This is a genomic window from Pseudomonas sp. BN414 (assembly GCF_029871275.1).
Lineage (GTDB): Bacteria > Pseudomonadota > Gammaproteobacteria > Pseudomonadales > Pseudomonadaceae > Metapseudomonas > Metapseudomonas resinovorans_C.
This window is the reverse complement of sequence record NZ_SSOL01000021.1, coordinates 61,447-79,082: the sequence shown is the minus strand read 5'-3', so window position 1 is coordinate 79,082 and position 17,636 is coordinate 61,447. Positions and strand designations below refer to the sequence as shown.

At 64.3% G+C, this 17,636-nt stretch carries 15 protein-coding genes; 14 read left to right on the top strand and 1 reads right to left on the bottom strand.

The window, feature by feature from the left end; translation table 11 throughout:
• Positions 1–26: 26 nt before the first annotated feature.
• From E8E95_RS01795 to E8E95_RS01785, 3 genes are read left to right on the top strand one after another with little or no spacing between them, the layout of a single operon-like run.
• Positions 27–647, top strand: a complete 621-nt coding sequence (locus tag E8E95_RS01795; RefSeq protein WP_280347688.1) for a hypothetical protein — start codon at positions 27–29, stop codon at positions 645–647.
• A gap of 32 nt (positions 648–679) precedes the next feature.
• Positions 680–2,686, top strand: a complete 2,007-nt coding sequence (gene tssI, locus E8E95_RS01790) for a type VI secretion system tip protein TssI/VgrG (RefSeq protein WP_280347687.1) — start codon at positions 680–682, stop codon at positions 2,684–2,686.
• 2 nt (positions 2,687–2,688) lie between these two features.
• On the top strand, positions 2,689–3,234 hold the full coding sequence (locus E8E95_RS01785) for a toxin-antitoxin system YwqK family antitoxin (RefSeq protein ID WP_280347685.1): 546 nt from the start codon (positions 2,689–2,691) through the stop codon (positions 3,232–3,234).
• Between the two features lie 140 nt (positions 3,235–3,374).
• On the opposite strand, the gene E8E95_RS01780 is transcribed toward E8E95_RS01785, so the two are convergent.
• Positions 3,375–3,770: a DUF4280 domain-containing protein gene (locus E8E95_RS01780; protein WP_280347683.1), complete on the bottom strand. Its 396-nt coding sequence runs from the start codon at positions 3,768–3,770 to the stop codon at positions 3,375–3,377.
• A gap of 413 nt (positions 3,771–4,183) precedes the next feature.
• On the opposite strand from E8E95_RS01780, the gene paaA reads away from it, so the two are divergent.
• The 11 genes from paaA to E8E95_RS01725 all read left to right on the top strand — a co-directional run bounded on the left by paaA (position 4,184) and on the right by E8E95_RS01725 (position 17,504).
• Positions 4,184–5,176, top strand: a complete 993-nt coding sequence (gene paaA, locus E8E95_RS01775; RefSeq protein WP_077526252.1) for a 1,2-phenylacetyl-CoA epoxidase subunit PaaA — start codon at positions 4,184–4,186, stop codon at positions 5,174–5,176.
• A 23-nt stretch (positions 5,177–5,199) separates the two neighbouring features.
• Complete coding sequence (gene paaB, locus E8E95_RS01770) at positions 5,200–5,481, top strand: 1,2-phenylacetyl-CoA epoxidase subunit PaaB (protein WP_016493150.1); 282 nt, start codon at positions 5,200–5,202, stop codon at positions 5,479–5,481.
• A 10-nt stretch (positions 5,482–5,491) separates the two neighbouring features.
• Positions 5,492–6,253: a 1,2-phenylacetyl-CoA epoxidase subunit PaaC gene (paaC, locus tag E8E95_RS01765; protein ID WP_280347681.1), complete on the top strand. Its 762-nt coding sequence runs from the start codon at positions 5,492–5,494 to the stop codon at positions 6,251–6,253.
• On the top strand, positions 6,240–6,773 hold the full coding sequence (gene paaD / locus E8E95_RS01760) for a 1,2-phenylacetyl-CoA epoxidase subunit PaaD (protein WP_271472279.1): 534 nt from the start codon (positions 6,240–6,242) through the stop codon (positions 6,771–6,773). Before paaC ends, paaD begins: the two co-directional genes overlap by 14 nt.
• Positions 6,774–6,940: 167 nt before the next feature.
• Positions 6,941–8,017 carry a 1,2-phenylacetyl-CoA epoxidase subunit PaaE gene (gene paaE, locus E8E95_RS01755; protein WP_280347680.1) on the top strand — a complete coding sequence of 359 codons (1,077 nt, stop codon included), beginning with the start codon at positions 6,941–6,943 and terminating at the stop codon, positions 8,015–8,017.
• Between the two features lie 166 nt (positions 8,018–8,183).
• Positions 8,184–8,489, top strand: a complete 306-nt coding sequence (locus tag E8E95_RS01750; RefSeq protein ID WP_179062602.1) for a DUF485 domain-containing protein — start codon at positions 8,184–8,186, stop codon at positions 8,487–8,489.
• Complete coding sequence (locus E8E95_RS01745) at positions 8,486–10,132, top strand: cation acetate symporter (protein WP_280347678.1); 1,647 nt, start codon at positions 8,486–8,488, stop codon at positions 10,130–10,132. The genes E8E95_RS01750 and E8E95_RS01745 overlap by 4 nt, the downstream gene beginning before the upstream one ends.
• Positions 10,133–10,165: 33 nt before the next feature.
• Positions 10,166–11,401 (top strand): OprD family porin, encoded by a 1,236-nt coding sequence (locus tag E8E95_RS01740; protein ID WP_280347677.1) that lies wholly within the window; start codon positions 10,166–10,168, stop codon positions 11,399–11,401.
• 121 nt (positions 11,402–11,522) lie between these two features.
• Positions 11,523–13,583, top strand: coding sequence for a phenylacetic acid degradation bifunctional protein PaaZ (gene paaZ / locus E8E95_RS01735; protein ID WP_280347676.1), 2,061 nt, complete (start codon positions 11,523–11,525; stop codon positions 13,581–13,583).
• A 405-nt stretch (positions 13,584–13,988) separates the two neighbouring features.
• Entirely contained in the window at positions 13,989–15,314 is a 1,326-nt protein-coding gene (locus E8E95_RS01730) for a hypothetical protein (RefSeq protein ID WP_280347675.1), read from the top strand.
• A gap of 45 nt (positions 15,315–15,359) precedes the next feature.
• Positions 15,360–17,504 (top strand): methyl-accepting chemotaxis protein, encoded by a 2,145-nt coding sequence (locus tag E8E95_RS01725; RefSeq protein WP_280347673.1) that lies wholly within the window; start codon positions 15,360–15,362, stop codon positions 17,502–17,504.
• Positions 17,505–17,636: the final 132 nt, after the last annotated feature.

The following is a 17,636-nucleotide window of genomic DNA, read 5'->3' as shown; positions in this document are numbered from 1 at the left end:
GGGCAACAGCAGGGAGATGAAGAACAATGATTCCACTGGTGATATTTGTCGGCCCGAATGGCGGGCTGAGCTGGGACAACACCCAGACGATGATGCGCAACAACTGGTCGCCAATCTGCAACCTGATGGGAAAGTACGGCGTGGCCATATCGACTTTCGCTGGCCAACGAAAATTCGAATCCGACCACAACTTCGATGCGTTCAAGTGTGAAGGTCAGTGCGGTGGTCGAGTGCTTCCGTTGGACTGCGCCCAGATGGATCACCGTATTCCGCAGGCGACCCTGCAATCCAACTTCTCCCATCGTCTGGGATCGTTCACGCAAACCCTGGTTGGCAATCAGTATCAAGGAGGTTTCGTGCCCACCACTGGAACAGTGGGCCGCGATGCATTGATGTCGATCTGGCGTGTGTGCGACCAGGGCGACATCTGGGTCATCCCGCACCAGGGCCCTGACGTGCTGAATGCGAAATACGTCTACACCCCGCTTAACCGGACCATTCTGGTCACCTTTCCGCAGGCCACGGGCCTCAGCGCAAAGACAGTCAGCTACGACATTGTTGAACTGCTACGCAATGACATCACCAATGTCAGACCGTTGTGCCCACCTTGCAACGGTGCAAGAAACGGCAATCCCTACATGTATTGAGCCCAGACGGAGAAGCGTTACGCTGACCCAAGATGACTCGCCCTACTGACTCCAATACCAGCCTCTCGCTCAAGGCAACCAGCCTTGCGGATCTGTATCCGTACGATTTTTCCGGCTACGAGACCTTAAATGCACTTGGTGCGTTGACCCTGAATGGCAGCAGCTCCACCGCCCTGGTACTGGCCAATGCAGTCGCCACCCACCTCACCACCACCCTCCACAACGACGCCAACCAGCGTGCCCTCGATGCCCTGGTCGCCGAAATCCACCAGCTCCCCGCCGATGTCACCGCCGAGCGTTATCAGCTGGCACTGCGCCCCTGGCTCTGGTGGCTGACCCTGGCCAGCAACAACCGGGTGTTCCAGAACAAGACCACCAGCGACATCGTCACCGGCATCTTCACGGCCCATGGCTTCAGCGACTACCAGCTGAAGCTCAGCGGCAGCTACAGCCCGCGCGAATACTGTGTGCAGTACGGCGAAACCGATTTCGCCTTCGTTTCTCGGCTGCTGGAGGAGGAAGGTATTTTCTGGTTCTTCACCCACGAGGACGGCAAGCACACCCTGGTACTGGGCGACAGCAACGACGCGTTTCCGCCGATTCCCAACGGGCCGAAGGTGCCTTATCTGGGCCAGGAGATCGGTGTGCGGGAGCTGCACGGGGTGCGTTCCGGGCAGCTGTGCCTGCAGGCGGTGGCTGGGATCTACAGCGCCACGGATTACGAATTCACCACGCCGACCACGTCGCTCTACAGCCAGGCCGAAGCGGTGTCCGGAACTCGATCGAGGTACGAGCATCCGGGCGGCTATACCGCCAAGGCCCGTGGTGATGCACTGTCCAAGCAGCGGGTGGATGAGCTGCGCAGCCAGGAGAAGCGTTTCATCGGCGAGAGCGACTGTCGTTGGCTGGTGCCAGGACACTGGTTCACCCTGAGCGGCCATGACGACGCCTCGCTCAACATGGATTGGGTGGTGACGTCGGTCACCCACGAGGCCAGCCACGAGCACTACCGCAATCGCTTCGAAGCCATTCCCAAGGCCACCCACTATCGCCCGCCGCGCATCACACCCAAGCCGCGCATGCATACCCAGACAGCAGTGGTGGTGGGCAAGAGCGGCGAGGAAATCTGGACCGACCAATATGGCCGCATCAAGATCCAGTTCCCCTGGGACCGCGACGGCAAGAATGATGAGACGTCCTCTTGCTGGGTACGCGTGGTGCTGCCCTGGAGCGGCAAGGGCTTCGGCATGCAGTTCATCCCGCGCATTGGCCAGGAGGTGATCGTCACCTTCATCGATGGCGACCCGGACCGGCCGCTGGTGACCGGCTGCGTCTACAACGGCGACAACACCCTGCCCTACGCCCTGCCGGACAACCAGACCCAGTCCGGTATCAAGACCAACTCCTCCAAAGGTGGCGGCGGCTTCAACGAGTTGCGCTTCGAAGACAAGAAGGACGCCGAAGAGGTGTTCCTGCAGGCGCAGAAGGACATGAAGGTGAATGTGCTCAACGACAGCACCGCCACCATCGGCCACGACGAAACCCTCACGGTGCAGAACGCCCGCACGCGCACGGTCAAGGAGGGCGACGAGACCGTCACGCTGGAGAAGGGCAAGCGCAGCGTCACCATCCAGACCGGCAGCGACAGCCTGGATGTGAAGGACAGCCGCACGGTAACGGTGGGTGCCGACCAGACCCACAGCACCGGCGGCAACTACAGCCACAAAGTGACGGGTAACTACGAGCTCACCGTAGACGGCAACCTGACCATCAAGGTCAGCGGTACCCTCACCCTGCAAAGCGGCGGCAGCCTGACCCTCAAGAGCGATGCCGACCTCGCCGCCCAGGCCGGAACCTCCATCACCCAGAAAGCCGGCACCTCCCTCACCAACCAGGCGGGCACGTCGCTGGACAACAAGGCCGGCACCACTCTGACCAACGACGCTGGCATCAGCCTGACCAACAAGGCCAGCGCCGAACAGACCGTGGACGGCGGCGGAATGCTGACCATCAAGGGCGGCCTGGTGAAGGTGAACTGACCATGGCGCAATCCGGCAAGCTCGACCTCACCCGTGGCGACAGTCGCATGCAGGGCAACCTGCAGGACGGCGATCTGGAAGGGCCGGTGCGCATCGAGGACGCCGGCCGCCCCCAGGCCCAACTCAGCTACAGCCAGGGCGAGCTGAATGGTCCGACCACCCTTTTCCACCCCAACGGCCGCGTATCTGCACAGATGCCGTACATGCGCGGCAAACTGCATGGCGTAGCGACCTTCCACGCGCCGGAAGGCTGGCTCCAGCGCAAGGTGAGTTATCGCCAAGGGCTGATGCATGGAGAGGCGACCAGCTATTACCCGGACGGCAGCGTCGCGGAAATCGAGCAGTATCGCGACGGTGTGCGCGACGGTCCCTACCAACGCTTCCACGGCAATGGCCAGGTGGCCCTGCGTAGTCGCTATCTGAAAGGGCAGTTACTGGAACCGGGCCAACCCTTCGCCGAAGACGGTCGACCGCTGGACACCGATGGCAAGCCCATCTCCCGACTGCGGTGGTGGTGGCGACGCTGGAGCGAGCCGGCAGAAGCCTGACTCCTTCCCTATAGGAGCGCGCTTGCTCGCGAACCGAACCAGCCATTCGCCGGCAAGCCGGCTCCTACATTCGCATCTCGCAGCCGGACGCTATTCCTTTGTAGGAGCGAGCTTGCTCGCGAACCAGGCCCTGCGGCGGCCTAGGGAATCAGCATCTGCATCTGCCCAGGCACTTGTATCTTGATCACCCCCGCCCAGCTACACATGAGCGTGCTGTTGGAATCCAACGCCGGCATGTTGCCCAGCAGCACAGTGGGTGCGCCGCCGGGAATCCAGGGCGCCGCCGTGGCCGGTATGCAGGGCATCGGGGTCAACACGCCAAGGGCGGCAGCAGTGGCGGCGGCCACCGTGGGATTGGCCAGGCTCTGGCACATGCCGAAGGTGGGAATGTTCACCAGGGGGATGTGATCCATGATGTTCGCCGCCGGCATTCCACCCGTCAGGGTGCGGTTCACCGGCAACACGTTCAGTACCGTCGGCGCTACGCCGAAACTGCATTGCAGCGTCGCACCGCTGCACACCTGCGGACATCCCATGGTCCCACCCTCCTCCATTCGTCGCCTGAAACTCTAGACGAGCCTCCCGATTGTCGCCTGGCGCGATAACCATCCACTTTGCAACCAAAAACATCACAACTCCTGTATCACATCATCCGATACAGGATTGTGGGCATTTTCCGTGGGAGAAAATTCATTCGCATGACTGGCTGCGGGCGCTCTGGAATGGGCATCACCTCCGCATCTCGAGCGCTTTAGCGAATGAATTCGCTCCTACAGGTGAGAGGCTGATACCTGTCGCCTTATGCCCGAAGCTCACCCTAATCTCTCATCAAAGCGATACAAAAACCATATTCGATACATGATTTAGTGTTTGATATTTGATTTCGTATCATTTAAAAATAGCGCCATGGCCAAGCCACCCCACGAACCCTGCATGGCTGGAGAACGGCATGTACGCACAATTGGTTGAGACCGGCGTGAAGCGCGTGAAAGCGCTGGAGGAGATGTCCTCCGAAGAACGCGCCTTCCAGGAGAAGATCGACGCGGAGATCAAGATCGAAGCGAAGAACTGGATGCCGGACGCTTACCGGCAGACTCTGATCCGCCAGATTTCCCAGCACGCCCACTCAGAGATCGTCGGCATGCTGCCCGAGGGCAACTGGGTGACCCGCGCCCCGACCCTGAAACGCAAGCTGCAACTGATGGCCAAGATCCAGGACGAAGCCGGCCACGGCCTCTACCTGTACAGCGCCATGGAAACCCTGGGCGCCGACCGCGACGCTGAGGTCGCCAAGCTGCACAGCGGCAAGGCCAAGTACTCGAGCATCTTCAACTACCCGACCCTGAGCTGGGCCGACATGGGCGCCGTGGGCTGGCTGGTGGATGGCGCCGCCATCGTCAACCAGGTGGTGCTGCAGCGGACCTCCTACGGCCCCTACTCCCGCGCCATGATCCGCATCTGCAAGGAAGAGTCCTTCCACCAGCGCCAGGGCTACGAAATCCTCCTGCACATGATGCGTCACGGCACCCAGGCCCAGAAGGACATGGTCCAGGACGCCATCAACCGCCTCTGGTGGCCGTCGCTGATGATGTTCGGCCCGAGCGACGCCGACTCCCCCAACAGTGCCCAGTCCATGGCCTGGAAGATCAAGCGCCAGAGCAACGACGAACTGCGCCAGCGCTTCATCGACCAGACCGTGCCGCAGCTGGAACTGCTCGGCTGCACCGCCCCGGACCCGGACCTGAAGTGGAACGAGGAACGCGGCCACTACGACTTCGGCGACATCCAGTGGGAAGAATTCTACGAAGTGCTCAAGGGCAACGGCCCGTGCAATGTCGAGCGCGTCGCCACCCGCCGCAAGGCCATCGAAGACGGCGCCTGGGTCCGCGAAGCCGCTGTCGCCCATGCCCGTAAACAACAACAGAAACGCGACGCCGCGTAAGCCGTCTCGAGGAGATAAGAATCATGTCTGAGTGGACCCTTTTTGAAGTCTTCGTGCGCAGCAAGCACGGCCTGAACCACAAGCACGTCGGCAGCGTGCATGCCGCCGATGCGCGCATGGCCATCGAGAACGCCCGCGAGCTGTACACCCGCCGCAATGAGGGCGTGAGCCTCTGGGTCGTGCCGTCCGCGCTGATCACCGCTTCCTCGCCGGACGAGAAAGAGCCGCTGTTCGACCCGTCCCAGGACAAGGTCTACCGCCACGCCAGCTTCTACGAGCTGCCGGCCGAAGTCGGCCACATGTGAGGCCGCTGCCATGACTCAACGCGAAGACCTCATTCAATACCTGCTGCGCCTCGGCGACAGCGCCCTGATCCAGGGCCAGCGCCTGTGCGAATGGTGCGGCCACGCCCCGGCACTGGAAGAAGAGCTGGCGCTGATGAACGTCGGCCTCGACCTGGTGGGCCAGGCCCGCAATTGGCTGGACTACGCCGCCGAACTGCTGGAAGACGGCCGTGACGCCGATCATCTGGCCTTCCGCCGCGACGAGCGCGCCTACCGCAACCTGCTGCTGGTGGAACAGCCCAACGGCGACTACGCCGTGACCATCACCAAGCAATTCTTCTTCGACGCCTGGCACTTCCAGGTCCTGCATGGCCTCTCGCAGTCCAGCGACGAGCGCGTCGCCGGCATCGCTGCCAAGGCCCTGAAGGAAGTCACCTATCACCTGCGCCGCTCCAGCGAGTGGGTCGAGCGCCTGGGCGACGGCACCGAAGAAAGCCACAAGCGCATGCTGGCAGCGATCGGTGATGTCTGGCGCTTCACCGTCGAACTGGTGAACGGCGACGACGTGGAACAGCGCCTGTTCGAGGCCGGCATTGCGCCGAACCCGGTGGAAATCGCCGCAGCCTGGAAGTCCAAGGTTGCCGACATCTTCGCCAGCGCCACCCTGCCGATGCCTGAGCCGGCCAGCTACTTCTACCTGAACGGCCGCAAGGGCCTGCACACCGAGCACCTCGGTCTGCTGCTGGCCGAAATGCAATTCCTCCAGCGGGCCCACCCCGATGCGTCCTGGTGAGCTGATTACCAGCGACCGTGGCGCAAGGCCTGGCGCGCCAGATGATCTGGCGCGCGCCTGGTCGGTGCTGGGCGAGGTGATGGACCCGGAAGTGCCGGTGGTCAGCGTGGTCGACCTCGGCATCGTCCGTGGCCTCGACTGGCAGGACGGCCACCTGCATGTGGTGGTCACCCCGACCTACTCCGGCTGCCCGGCCACCGAGGTGATCGAGCACGACATCGAGCAGGCCCTGGAAGGTGCTGGCTTCGCCGCGCCGAAACTGGAGCGCCGCCTGACGCCGGCCTGGACCACCGACTGGATCAGCACCGACGGCCGCGAGCGCCTGCGCGCCTACGGCATCGCCCCGCCGGCCGGCAGCACCAGCAAGCGCAGCCTGATGGGCGACGCCGGCGATGTGTGCTGCCCGCAGTGCGGCAGCGCCCACACAGAACTGCTCAGCCAGTTTGGCTCCACCGCGTGCAAAGCCTTGTACCGCTGCCGCGACTGCCTAGAGCCGTTCGACTATTTCAAGTGCATCTAGGAGGACGAACACAAACTACTGCGCTCGGCCATGCGTCGTTGGAAACAGCCTCGGAATGCTCATTTACAGACGTAAACTCCGCTTCCTCGGCTGCTTCCGCCTAGCCTGACCTTCGCTCGCGTCGTTTGTATTCGCCCTCCGCGCGGCAATGCCGCAGGAGAAGAACAATGAGCAAGTTCCACAGCCTGAAGATCAAAGAAGTACGCCCGGAAACCCGCGATGCGGTCTCCATCGCCTTCGACATTCCCGCCGACCTGACCGAGGCGTTCCGCTTCACCCAGGGCCAGCACCTGGTGATGCGTACCCAGATGGACGGCGAGGAAGTGCGCCGCTCCTATTCCATCTGCACCGGCGTCAATGACGGCGAGCTGCGGGTGGCGATCAAGCGCGTGGCCGGCGGCCGTTTCTCCGCCTATGCCAATGAAAGCCTGAAAGCCGGCCATAGCCTGGAAGTGATGCCGCCCTCCGGCCACTTCTTCGTCGAGCTGGACGCCGCGCGTCACGGCAACTACCTGGCAGTGGCAGCCGGCAGTGGCATCACGCCGATCCTGTCGATCATCAAGACCACCCTGGAAAGCGAGCCGAACAGCCGCTTCACCCTGATCTACGGCAACCGCTCCAGCGCTTCGGCACTGTTCCGCGAGCAGCTGGAAGACCTGAAGAACACCTACCTGCAGCGCCTCAACCTGATCTTCGTGTTCAGCCGCGAGCAACAGGACGTGGACCTCTACAACGGCCGGATCGACGCCGACAAGTGCGGCCAGCTGTTCTCCCGCTGGATCGACGTCAAGGCCCTCGACGCCGCCTTCATCTGCGGCCCGCAGGCCATGACCGAGACCGTCCGCGACCAGCTCAAGGCCAACGGCATGGCCGCCGAACGCATTCACTTCGAACTGTTCGCCGCCGCCGGCAGCAGCGCCAAGCGTGAGGCCCGCGAAGCCGCCCGCGCCACTGACGGCGCCAGCAGCCAGGTCACCGTGATCAGCGATGGCCGCGAAATGACCTTCGAACTGCCACGCAACAGCGTCAGCGTGCTGGACGCCGGCAACGCCCAGGGCATGGAACTGCCCTACTCCTGCAAGGCCGGCGTGTGCTCCACCTGCAAGTGCAAGGTGGTCGAAGGTGAGGTGGAGATGGACAGCAACTTCGCCCTGGAGGACTACGAAGTGGCCGCCGGCTACGTGCTGTCCTGCCAGACCTTCCCGATCAGCGAAAAAGTGGTTCTGGACTTCGACCAGCTGTAAGCGACACCCGTAGGAGCGAGCTTGCTCGCGAAGCTGTTTGGCAGAACCTGTTCGCCAGCAAGCTGGCTCCTACAAGCAGCACCAGCAGTACCCCGTTCGACACAAGCAGCCTTGCCGTCGGCCGTCGAACGGGCGCCTCGACAATCACAAAAAGAGAGAGCAACCCATGACCCCGCAAGACCTCGATCGCATCCGGGAGAACCCGGACTTCATCCAGCTGGTCCGCCGCAAGCAGCGCCTGACCTGGACGCTGACCGCCGCCATGCTGGTGATCTACTACGGCTTCGTGCTGCTGGTGGCCTTCGCCCCCGGCGTGCTCGGCCAATCCCTCAATGGAGGCGTCACCAGCGTGGGCATGCTGGTGGGCGTGGTCATCATCCTGCTCTCCTTCGCGCTCACCGGCATCTACGTGAAGCGCACCAACGTCCTCGACCCGTTGAACGACAAGCTGAAGCAGGAGAGTGGCCAATGAAAGCGCTCGCCTCTCTGCTGCTCGCTACCGGCCTGGTGGTTTCCCAGGGCGCCTTCGCGGCCGATGCCGCGGCCCGTCCGCTGAACTGGAACGCCATCTACATGTTCCTGGCGTTCGTGCTCTTCACCCTCGGCATCACCCGCTGGGCCGCACTGCGCACTCGCTCGGCCGCGGACTTCTACACCGCCGGCGGCGGCCTTACCGGTTTCCAGAACGGCCTGGCTATCGCCGGCGACATGATCAGCGCGGCGTCCTTCCTCGGCATTTCCGCGATGATGTTCATGAACGGCTACGACGGCCTGCTTTACGCCCTGGGTGTACTTGCCGGCTGGCCGATCATCCTGTTCCTGATTGCCGAACGCCTGCGCAACCTCGGCAAGTACACCTTCGCCGACGTGGTGTCCTATCGCCTTGAACAAAGCCCGATCCGCATCACCGCGGCCTTCGGCACCCTGACCGTGGCGCTGATGTACCTGGTGGCGCAAATGGTCGGCGCCGGCAAGCTGATCGAGCTGCTGTTCGGCCTCTCCTACGCCCAGGCCGTGATGCTGGTGGGCGTGCTGATGGTCTGCTACGTGACCTTCGGCGGCATGTTGGCCACCACCTGGGTGCAGATCATCAAGGCCGTGCTGCTGCTCTCCGGCACCACCTTCATGGCCTTCATGGTGCTCAAGCATTTCGGCTTCAGCACCGAAGCCATGTTCTCCGCTGCCGCCTCGGTACACGCCAAGGGCGCGGCCATCATGGCGCCGGGCGGCCTGCTGTCGAACCCCATCGACGCGATCTCCCTCGGCCTCGGCATGATGTTCGGCACCGCCGGCCTGCCGCACATCCTGATGCGTTTCTTCACCGTGAGCGACGCCAAGGAAGCGCGCAAATCGGTGTTCTACGCCACTGGATTCATTGGCTACTTCTATCTGCTGCTGATCGTGGTCGGCTTCGGCTCCATCGTGATGGTCGGCACCAACCCAGAATTCCGTGACGCGGCCGGCGCCATCATCGGCGGCGGCAACATGGTTGCGGTGCACCTGTCCCACGCGGTTGGCGGCAGCCTGTTCCTCGGCTTCATCTCCGCCGTGGGCTTCGCCACCATCCTGGCGGTGGTGGCCGGCCTCGCGCTGTCCGGCGCCTCGGCGGTTTCCCACGACCTCTATGCCTGCGTGATCCGCAAGGGCAAGGCCAGCGAGCGTGAGGAAATGCGCGTCTCGCGTATCGCCACCCTCTGCATCGGCGTAATGGCGGTGATCCTCGGCCTGCTGTTCGAGTCGCAGAACATCGCCTTCCTCTCCGGCCTGGTGCTGGCCATCGCCGCCTCGGTCAACTTCCCGGTGCTGTTCCTTTCCATGTTCTGGAAAGGCCTGACCACCCGTGGCGCCGTCGCCGGCAGCGTGGCCGGCCTGCTGTCCGCCATCGTCCTGCTGGTGTTGAGCCCGGCTGTCTGGGTCAACGTGCTGCATCACGACACGGCGCTGTTCCCGTATTCCAACCCGGCGCTGTTCTCCATGGGCCTGGCGTTCTTCAGTGCCTGGCTGCTTTCGGTGACCGATGCCTCCGAGCGTGCCAAGGAAGAACGCGGCCGCTACCTGGCCCAGTTCATCCGCTCCATGACCGGCATCGGCGCAGCCGCCGCCAGCCGCCACTGAGCCCAGAACGACCGGACGATGGATACAAGAACAATGACCCAAAGCCGTACCACTGCGCCGCTGCTTGCGGCGCTCACCCTGCCCTTTGCCACCTCGGCGCTGGCGGGTTTCATCGAAGACAGCAAGGGCAGCCTGGAGCTGCGCAACGTCTACATCAATCGCGACTTCCGCCAGGAAGGCGCCGCCCAGTCCAAGGCCGAAGAATGGGGCCAGGGCTTCACCGCACGCATCGAGTCGGGCTTCACCGAAGGCACCGTGGGCGTCGGCCTGGATGCCATCGGCGAACTGGGCGTGAAGCTGGATTCCAGCCGCGACCGCCGTGGCACCGGCCTGCTGCCGTTCGACCCGGTGTCGAAGGAGCCGGTGGACGACTACAGCGAGCTGGGCCTGACCGCCAAGCTGCGCGCCTCTCAGAGCGTGCTGCGCCTGGGCACCCTGCAGCCGCTGCTGCCCGTGGCGAGCTACAACGACACCCGGCTGCTCTCCTCCACCTTCCAGGGTGGCATGCTGACCAGCCAGGAGCTGGCCGGCCTGACCTTCAACGGCGGCCGCCTGACCCGCACCAACCTGCGCGACTCCTCCGGCCGCGACGACATCGGTTTAGGCGCCGCCACCAGCGATGCCTTCGACTTCGCCGGCGGCACCTACGCCATCAACCCGCAGCTGGCGGTGAGCTATTACTACGGCCTGCTGGACGACATCTACCGCCAGCAGTTCGTCGGTCTGGTGCACACGCTACCGCTCTCAGGGGGCTTCAATCTGAAGAGCGACATCCGCTACTTCGACAGCCGCGGCGATGGCGTCGAGCGTGCGGGTGAGATCGACAACCGCAACTTCAACGGCATGTTCAGCCTGGGCAAGGGCGCCCACCGGATCAGCGCGGCGTTCCAGCGCATGTCCGGCGACAGCGCCTTCCCCTTCCTCAATGGCGGCGACCCTTACGTGGTCAACCTGGTGACTTTCAATACCTTCACCCGCGCCGAGGAAGATGCCTGGCAACTGCGTTATGACTATGACTTCGCCGCCCTCGGCATCCCGGGCCTGACCTTCATGACCCGTTATGTCGACGGCAGCAACGTCAAGACCGCAACCGGCGACGAAGGCGAAGAATGGGAACGCGACAGCGACCTCGCCTACGTGATCCAGAGCGGCCCGGTGAAGGGCCTCAGTCTGCGCTGGCGCAACGTCACCTTCAGGTCCGGCAACGGACTGAATACCGATATCGATGAAAACCGCCTGATCCTCGGCTACACGCTGGCCCTCTGGTAAGGCACCCAACCTGTAGGAGCGGGCTTGCCGCGAACAACCGCGATTCGCGAGCAAGCTCGCTCCTACGAACCAAGAATGAACGCCGGTGCTCTGCGCCGGCACCCTTCACGGAGATTTCCTCATGAGTAACGCCCCCACGCTGCAAAGCTTCATCGGCGGTCGCTGGATCGGCCAACACGGTTCCCAGGCTCTGCGCAGCGCCATCGACGGCAGCGACCTCTTCCGCACCCACGAGGAAGCCCTGGACTTCTCCGAAGCCGTAGAACATGGCCGCAAACGCGGTATCGCCAGCCTCATGGCCATGGACTTCCAGCAGCGCGCGGCGCGCCTGAAAGCCCTGGCGCTGTACCTGACCGAGCACAAGGAACAGCTCTACACGATGTCCCGCCACAGCGGCGCCACCCGCGCCGACAGCTGGATCGACATCGAGGGCGGCGCCGCCACCCTGTTCAGCTATGCCGGCGTCGGCGCCCGCGAACTGCCGTCGGGCAACATCGTCCACGAAGGCCCGGCCATGCCGCTGGGCAAGCAGGGCACCTTCGCCGGCACCCACATCCTGGTGCCGCGCGGTGGCCTGGCCGTGCACATCAACGCCTTCAACTTCCCGATCTGGGGGATGCTGGAGAAGTTCGCCCCGAGCTTCCTGGCCGGCATGCCCTGCATCGTCAAACCGGCCACCGCCACCAGCTACCTGACCGAAGCCGCCGTGCGCCTGATGCACGAGTCCGGCCTACTTCCGGAAGGCAGCCTGCAGCTGATCATCGGCAGCACCGGCGACCTGCTGGACCGCCTGCAAGGCCAGGACGTGGTGACCTTCACCGGTTCCGCCGACACCGCCGCCAAACTGCGCGTGAACGCCAACCTGATACGCAACTCCGTGCCCTTCAACGCAGAAGCGGACTCGCTGAACTGCGCCATCCTCGCTCCGGAAATCACCCCGGACGATCCGGAGTTCGACCTCTTCGTCAAGGAAGTGGCCCGCGAGATGACCGTCAAGGCCGGCCAGAAGTGCACCGCGATCCGTCGTGCCATCGTACCGGCCAAGCACATCGACGCCGTGGCTGAACGCCTGCGCGATCGCCTGTCCAAGGTGGTGGTCGGCGACCCGGCCGTGGAAGGCGTGAAGATGGGCGCCCTGGCATCCCATGCCCAGCAGACCGACGTGGCAGAGCGCCTGGACGCCCTGCTTGCCAGCAGCGACCTGCTGTTCGGTGCCCGCGACGGTTTCGCCCCGCGCGGCGAAGGCGTTAACGAAGGCGCCTTCTTCGCGCCCACCCTGCTGCGCTCCCGCGACCCGCACGCCGAAGGCGGTGCCCATGACATCGAGGCCTTCGGCCCGGTGAGCACCCTGATGGCCTACGACGACATCGACGAAGCCATCGCCCTGGCCGCCCGTGGCAAGGGCAGTCTGGTGGCCAGCCTGGTCACCAAGGACCCCGCTGTGGCCGCCCGCGTGGTACCGCAAGCCGCCGCCCTGCACGGCCGCCTGCACATCCTCGACCGCGAATCTGCCGCCGAATCCACTGGCCACGGCTCGCCGCTGCCGGTGCTCAAGCACGGCGGCCCCGGCCGCGCTGGCGGTGGTGAAGAACTGGGCGGCCTGCGCGCGGTGAAGCACTACCTGCAACGCGCCGCCGTCCAGGGTTCGCCCACCATGCTGGCCGCCGTCACCGGCGAATACGTGCGTGGCGCCAAGGTGGTCGAGACCGAAGTGCATCCGTTCCGCCGCTACTTCGACGAGCTGCAGGTCGGCGAGTCCCTGCTGACCCACCGTCGCACTGTCACCGAAGCCGACATCGTCAACTTCGGCTGCCTGTCGGGCGACCACTTCTACATGCACTTCGATGAGCTGGCCGCCAAGGAATCCCAGTTCGGCAAGCGCATCGCCCACGGCTACTTCGTGCTCTCCGCCGCCGCCGGCCTGTTCGTCTCCCCGGCCCCAGGCCCGGTACTGGCCAACTACGGCCTGGACAGCCTGCGCTTCATCACTCCGGTGGGCATTGGCGACACCATCCAGGCGCGCCTGACCTGCAAGCGCAAGATCGACCAGGGCAAGAAGAGCCCGAAAGGCGAGCCGCAAGGCGTGGTCGCCTGGGATGTGGAAGTCACCAACCAGAACGGCGAGCTGGTGGCCAGCTACGACATCCTGACCCTGGTGCTGAAACGCCCCGAAACCGTGTAAACCGAGTCGCTGCGTGAGTTTATGACCGGCCTTAGGGCCGGTTTTTTTTTGGCCTGCTCGGACCTCCCGACGGCGGGACTGCGTCCCGCTTGGCGAATGAATTCGCCCCTACAGATGAGTGCCAGTACATCGCGTGCGACCGTAGGTTGCGGCAGAGCGAAGCGAAGCCCAACGCGCGCTCCCACTCGTTGGGCCTCGTTCCTCGGACCAACCTACGGCGGGACTGCGTCCCGCATAGCGAATGAATTCGCCCCCACAACAAAAGCCACACTGGCAGTCCCTGCTGATTCTGGCACGCAGCCTCAAGCCCTTGGCAAGCAGGCACAAGGCCAGCGCGCGGCAACTCCTTAGTATCCGGACGCAGAAACGCTCCGCTGCCAATTCCAAAAAGAAGGATGCCTCGCGATGTTCCGGTCGAACCTGTTCCGACTCTCAACCCTGGCGCTGTTGGTAGGTGCCGCTACTCAGGCGGGTGCTTACGAGCTGTACGCCGACGAAGACACCCATCTGAATGCAACCCTGGAGGCCGTGTACGGCTTCTTCCACAGCCAGGAGAACTACGCCACCGCTGGCTCGAAGAGCGAGGGGTCGTCGTCGTGGCGCGAGGGTTATGCCAAGTACGGCATCAGCTTCGACCAGGGGCTGGCGGGGGCCGGCACCAGCTATGGCGCCTTCAACATGCTCAGCTCGGGCACCTGGGGTGACGGTGACGCGGCTGGCTTCACCGATGGTTCCGAGCGCACCACCAAGATCGAAGACGCCTACCTCGGCTGGCGTTCCGGCCAACTGTTCGACGCTCTGGGCGAAGACGGCGTGGACTTCTCCTTCGGCCGCCAGAACCTGATGATCGGCGACGGCTTCCTCATCAATGGCGATGCCCTGAACCTCGGTAAAGGCCTGGCCGACGGCGAGTTCAACCGTGGTGGCGCCTACTGGCTGGCCGCGCGTAAAGCCTTCGATCAGACCGCCGTGCTTCGCCTCGGCGGCAAGGACGGCCTGCGCGGCGACCTGATGTGGCTGAAGTCCGACAACCGCGCCCAGGCCAAGCCCGAGTTGTTGGTGGGCAACCTGGAACATGTTTCCGAAGCCGGCACCCTGGGCCTGACCGCCATCGATATCCGCGATATCGACGAAGAATTCGCATCGCCCTTCCAGGCCGAACGCGACGGCATGAAGACCTACAGCGTGCGTGGCCAGGGCAATGCCGGGGTCGAGAACCTGTTCCTCTCCGCTGAATACGCCTGGCAGGACAAAAAGGACGTCGACGACGAGAACGCCTGGTACCTGGAAGCCGGCTGGACCTTCTCCGACGTGGCCTGGAGCCCGAGCGTGAACTACCGCTACAGCCGCTTCTCGGAAGGTTACGACCCGCTGTTCACCGGCTTCAGCCGTGGCTACGGCACCTGGTTCCAGGGCGAGGTGGCGGGCAACTACGCCGGCCCGTTCAACTCCAATACCCAGGTCCACCACGTCGCCTTCAAGGTGACGCCGCTGGAGAACCTGAGCCTTGGCGCCCTGTGGTTCGACTTCAACACCCTGGACCGCGACCTGGGCAACTTCGACGGCCGCGAGGTGGACCTCTACGCCGAGTGGGCTGTGAGCGAAAATCTGATCGTCATGCCCGTGGTCGGCCTCTACAAGCCAGACCGCAGCGCCGATGAAGGCGGCACCCAGCTCGGCGGCGACGACAGCAACCTCTACAGCCAGCTGGTGTTCGTCACCGTCTTCTGACCCTTCCGGGGCGGCAACGCCCCGGCCTCCCAAGCGATCGCGCCCATGTCCAGCCCCAGCCTAAGCATCCAAAGCAAGATCACCCTTCTGGCGAGCCTCTGCCTGATCCTGGTGGTTGGACTGCTGGTCGGCCTGTCGCTCTACCAGACCCGCGCCAGCACCGAGCGGGTCAAGGATTCCAGCGGGCGCATGCTCGCCGAAGCCGCGCGCCTCAATCTGGAGGCCCAGGGTAGGGTCCAGGCCCTGCAGATCCAGCGCAGCTTCACCCGCACCCACGAATATGGCCTCGGCCTGGCACGGCACCTGCTCTATCTGCGCGAGCGTGCCGCACGCGGCGAGATCAGTGCTGAAACCCTGCGGGGCGAACTGGCCGGGGAACTGCGCAAGGCCGTGGAGCAGCGTCCGGAGCTGCTCGGGCTGTTCCTGATCTTCCAGCCCGATGCCCTCGATGGCCGCGACGCAGAATTCCAAGGTCGCAACGAGCTCGGCAGCAACGATGCCGGGCGCTTCGCCCTGTACTGGCTGCAAGCCAAACCGGGCGAACTACAAGCCGTGCCGGGCGACGAGAAGCTGCTGGCCGATACCTCTCCCGGTCCAAGCGGCGCGCCCTTCAACGCCTTTTTCACCTGCCCGCGCGACAGCGGGCAGCTGTGCTTGTTGGAGCCGTACTTCGACGAATCTTCGGGCGCTCGCAGGCTGGTCACCAGCATCGCGTTCCCGCTGCTGGAGAATGGCAAGGTGCTGGCGGTTATCGGCCTCGATATCAGTCTCGACAGCCTGCAACAGGACGCGCTGACCAGCAGCCGTGAACTCTATGAGGGCAATGGCCGCATCAGCATCGTCAGCCCATCCGGCGTGGTTGCCGGCCATAGCCAGGATGCCGCCCAGCTGGGCAAGCGCCTCCAGGCGGTGCTGCCGGACCAGGCCACCGAAGTCCTCGAATTCCTCGGCCGTAGCGAGCCCCATGCCTTTATCGACAAGGGGCAGATCAGCGTGCTCGAACCCCTCTCGCCCATCGCCGGGACCAAGCCTTGGGGCGTGTTGCTGGGCGTGCCGCAGCGGGTACTGCTGGCGCCCGCCGAAGCCCTGAAAGTCCAGATGGATGACGAACGCCTGCAAAGCTCGGCGCTGGAATTCATCCTCGGCTCGGTCGCAGCCCTGCTCGGAGTTGCCATGATCTGGCTGGCTGCCCGTGGCGTGACGCGTCCGCTGTTGCGCCTAGCCGGCATGCTGGAGGACATCGCCGACGGAGAAGGCGACCTCACCCGCCGTCTGACCTACGCCCGGCGTGACGAACTGGGCCGCCTGGCGCTGGCCTTCAATCGCTTCCTCGACAAGTTGCAACCGGTGATCGCCAAGGTCCAGGGTTCGGTGCGCGATGCCCGTGACACCGCCGACCAGTCGGCGCTGATCGCGCGCCAGACCAGCGAAGGCATGCAGCAGCAGTTCCGCGAGATCGACCAGGTGGCCACCGCCCTTCACGAGATGTCTGCCACGGCCAACGCCTCGGCGCAGAGTGCGGCCCAGGCCGCGGATGCAGCGCGTAACGCCGACCAGGCCAGTCGCGAAGGCCTGGAGGTGATCACCCGCACCACCAACGCCATCCACGCGCAGGCGCGGGACATGAGCGAAGCCATGAGCCAGTTGCAGATACTGGCCCAGAACAGCGAGCAGATCGGTTCGGTGTTGGAGGTGATTCTCTCCATCGCCGGACAGACCAACCTGCTGGCACTGAATGCCGCCATCGAGGCCGCACGCGCTGGCGACGCCGGGCGCGGTTTCGCCGTGGTGGCCGACGAGGTGCGCAGCCTGGCGCGGCGTACCCAGGACTCGGTGGAAGAGATCCGCCAGGTGATCGACAACCTGCAGAACGGCACCCGCGACGTGACCCAGGCCATGCACGGCAGCCACGGCCTGGCCCAGGAAAACGTGAGCCAGGTGCAGCAGGCTGTGGCCGCCCTGGAGCGCATCAGCGATGCCGTCAACCTGATCACCGAGATGAACCTGCAGATTGCCAGTGCCGCCGAGGAACAGAGCAGCGTCGCAGACGAGATCAATCGCAACGTCGAAGCCATCCGCGACGTGACAGAATCGCTCTCCGGGCAGGCCGAGCAATCGGCCCGGGTCAGTCGCCAGCTCAACGAACTGGCCAACCATCAGCAGGGTCTGATGCAACAGTTTCGCGCCTAGGGGTCCACAAGACTCAGGAGCGTCATCAGGCGACTTCGTCGCCACTCCCCGTCGCCACCGGCCTGAAGGGCTACCCGCCCCGACTGGTCGGTGGCTCCTGTCGCAAGTTCTTCGCGAGTGTGACCGCGCCAT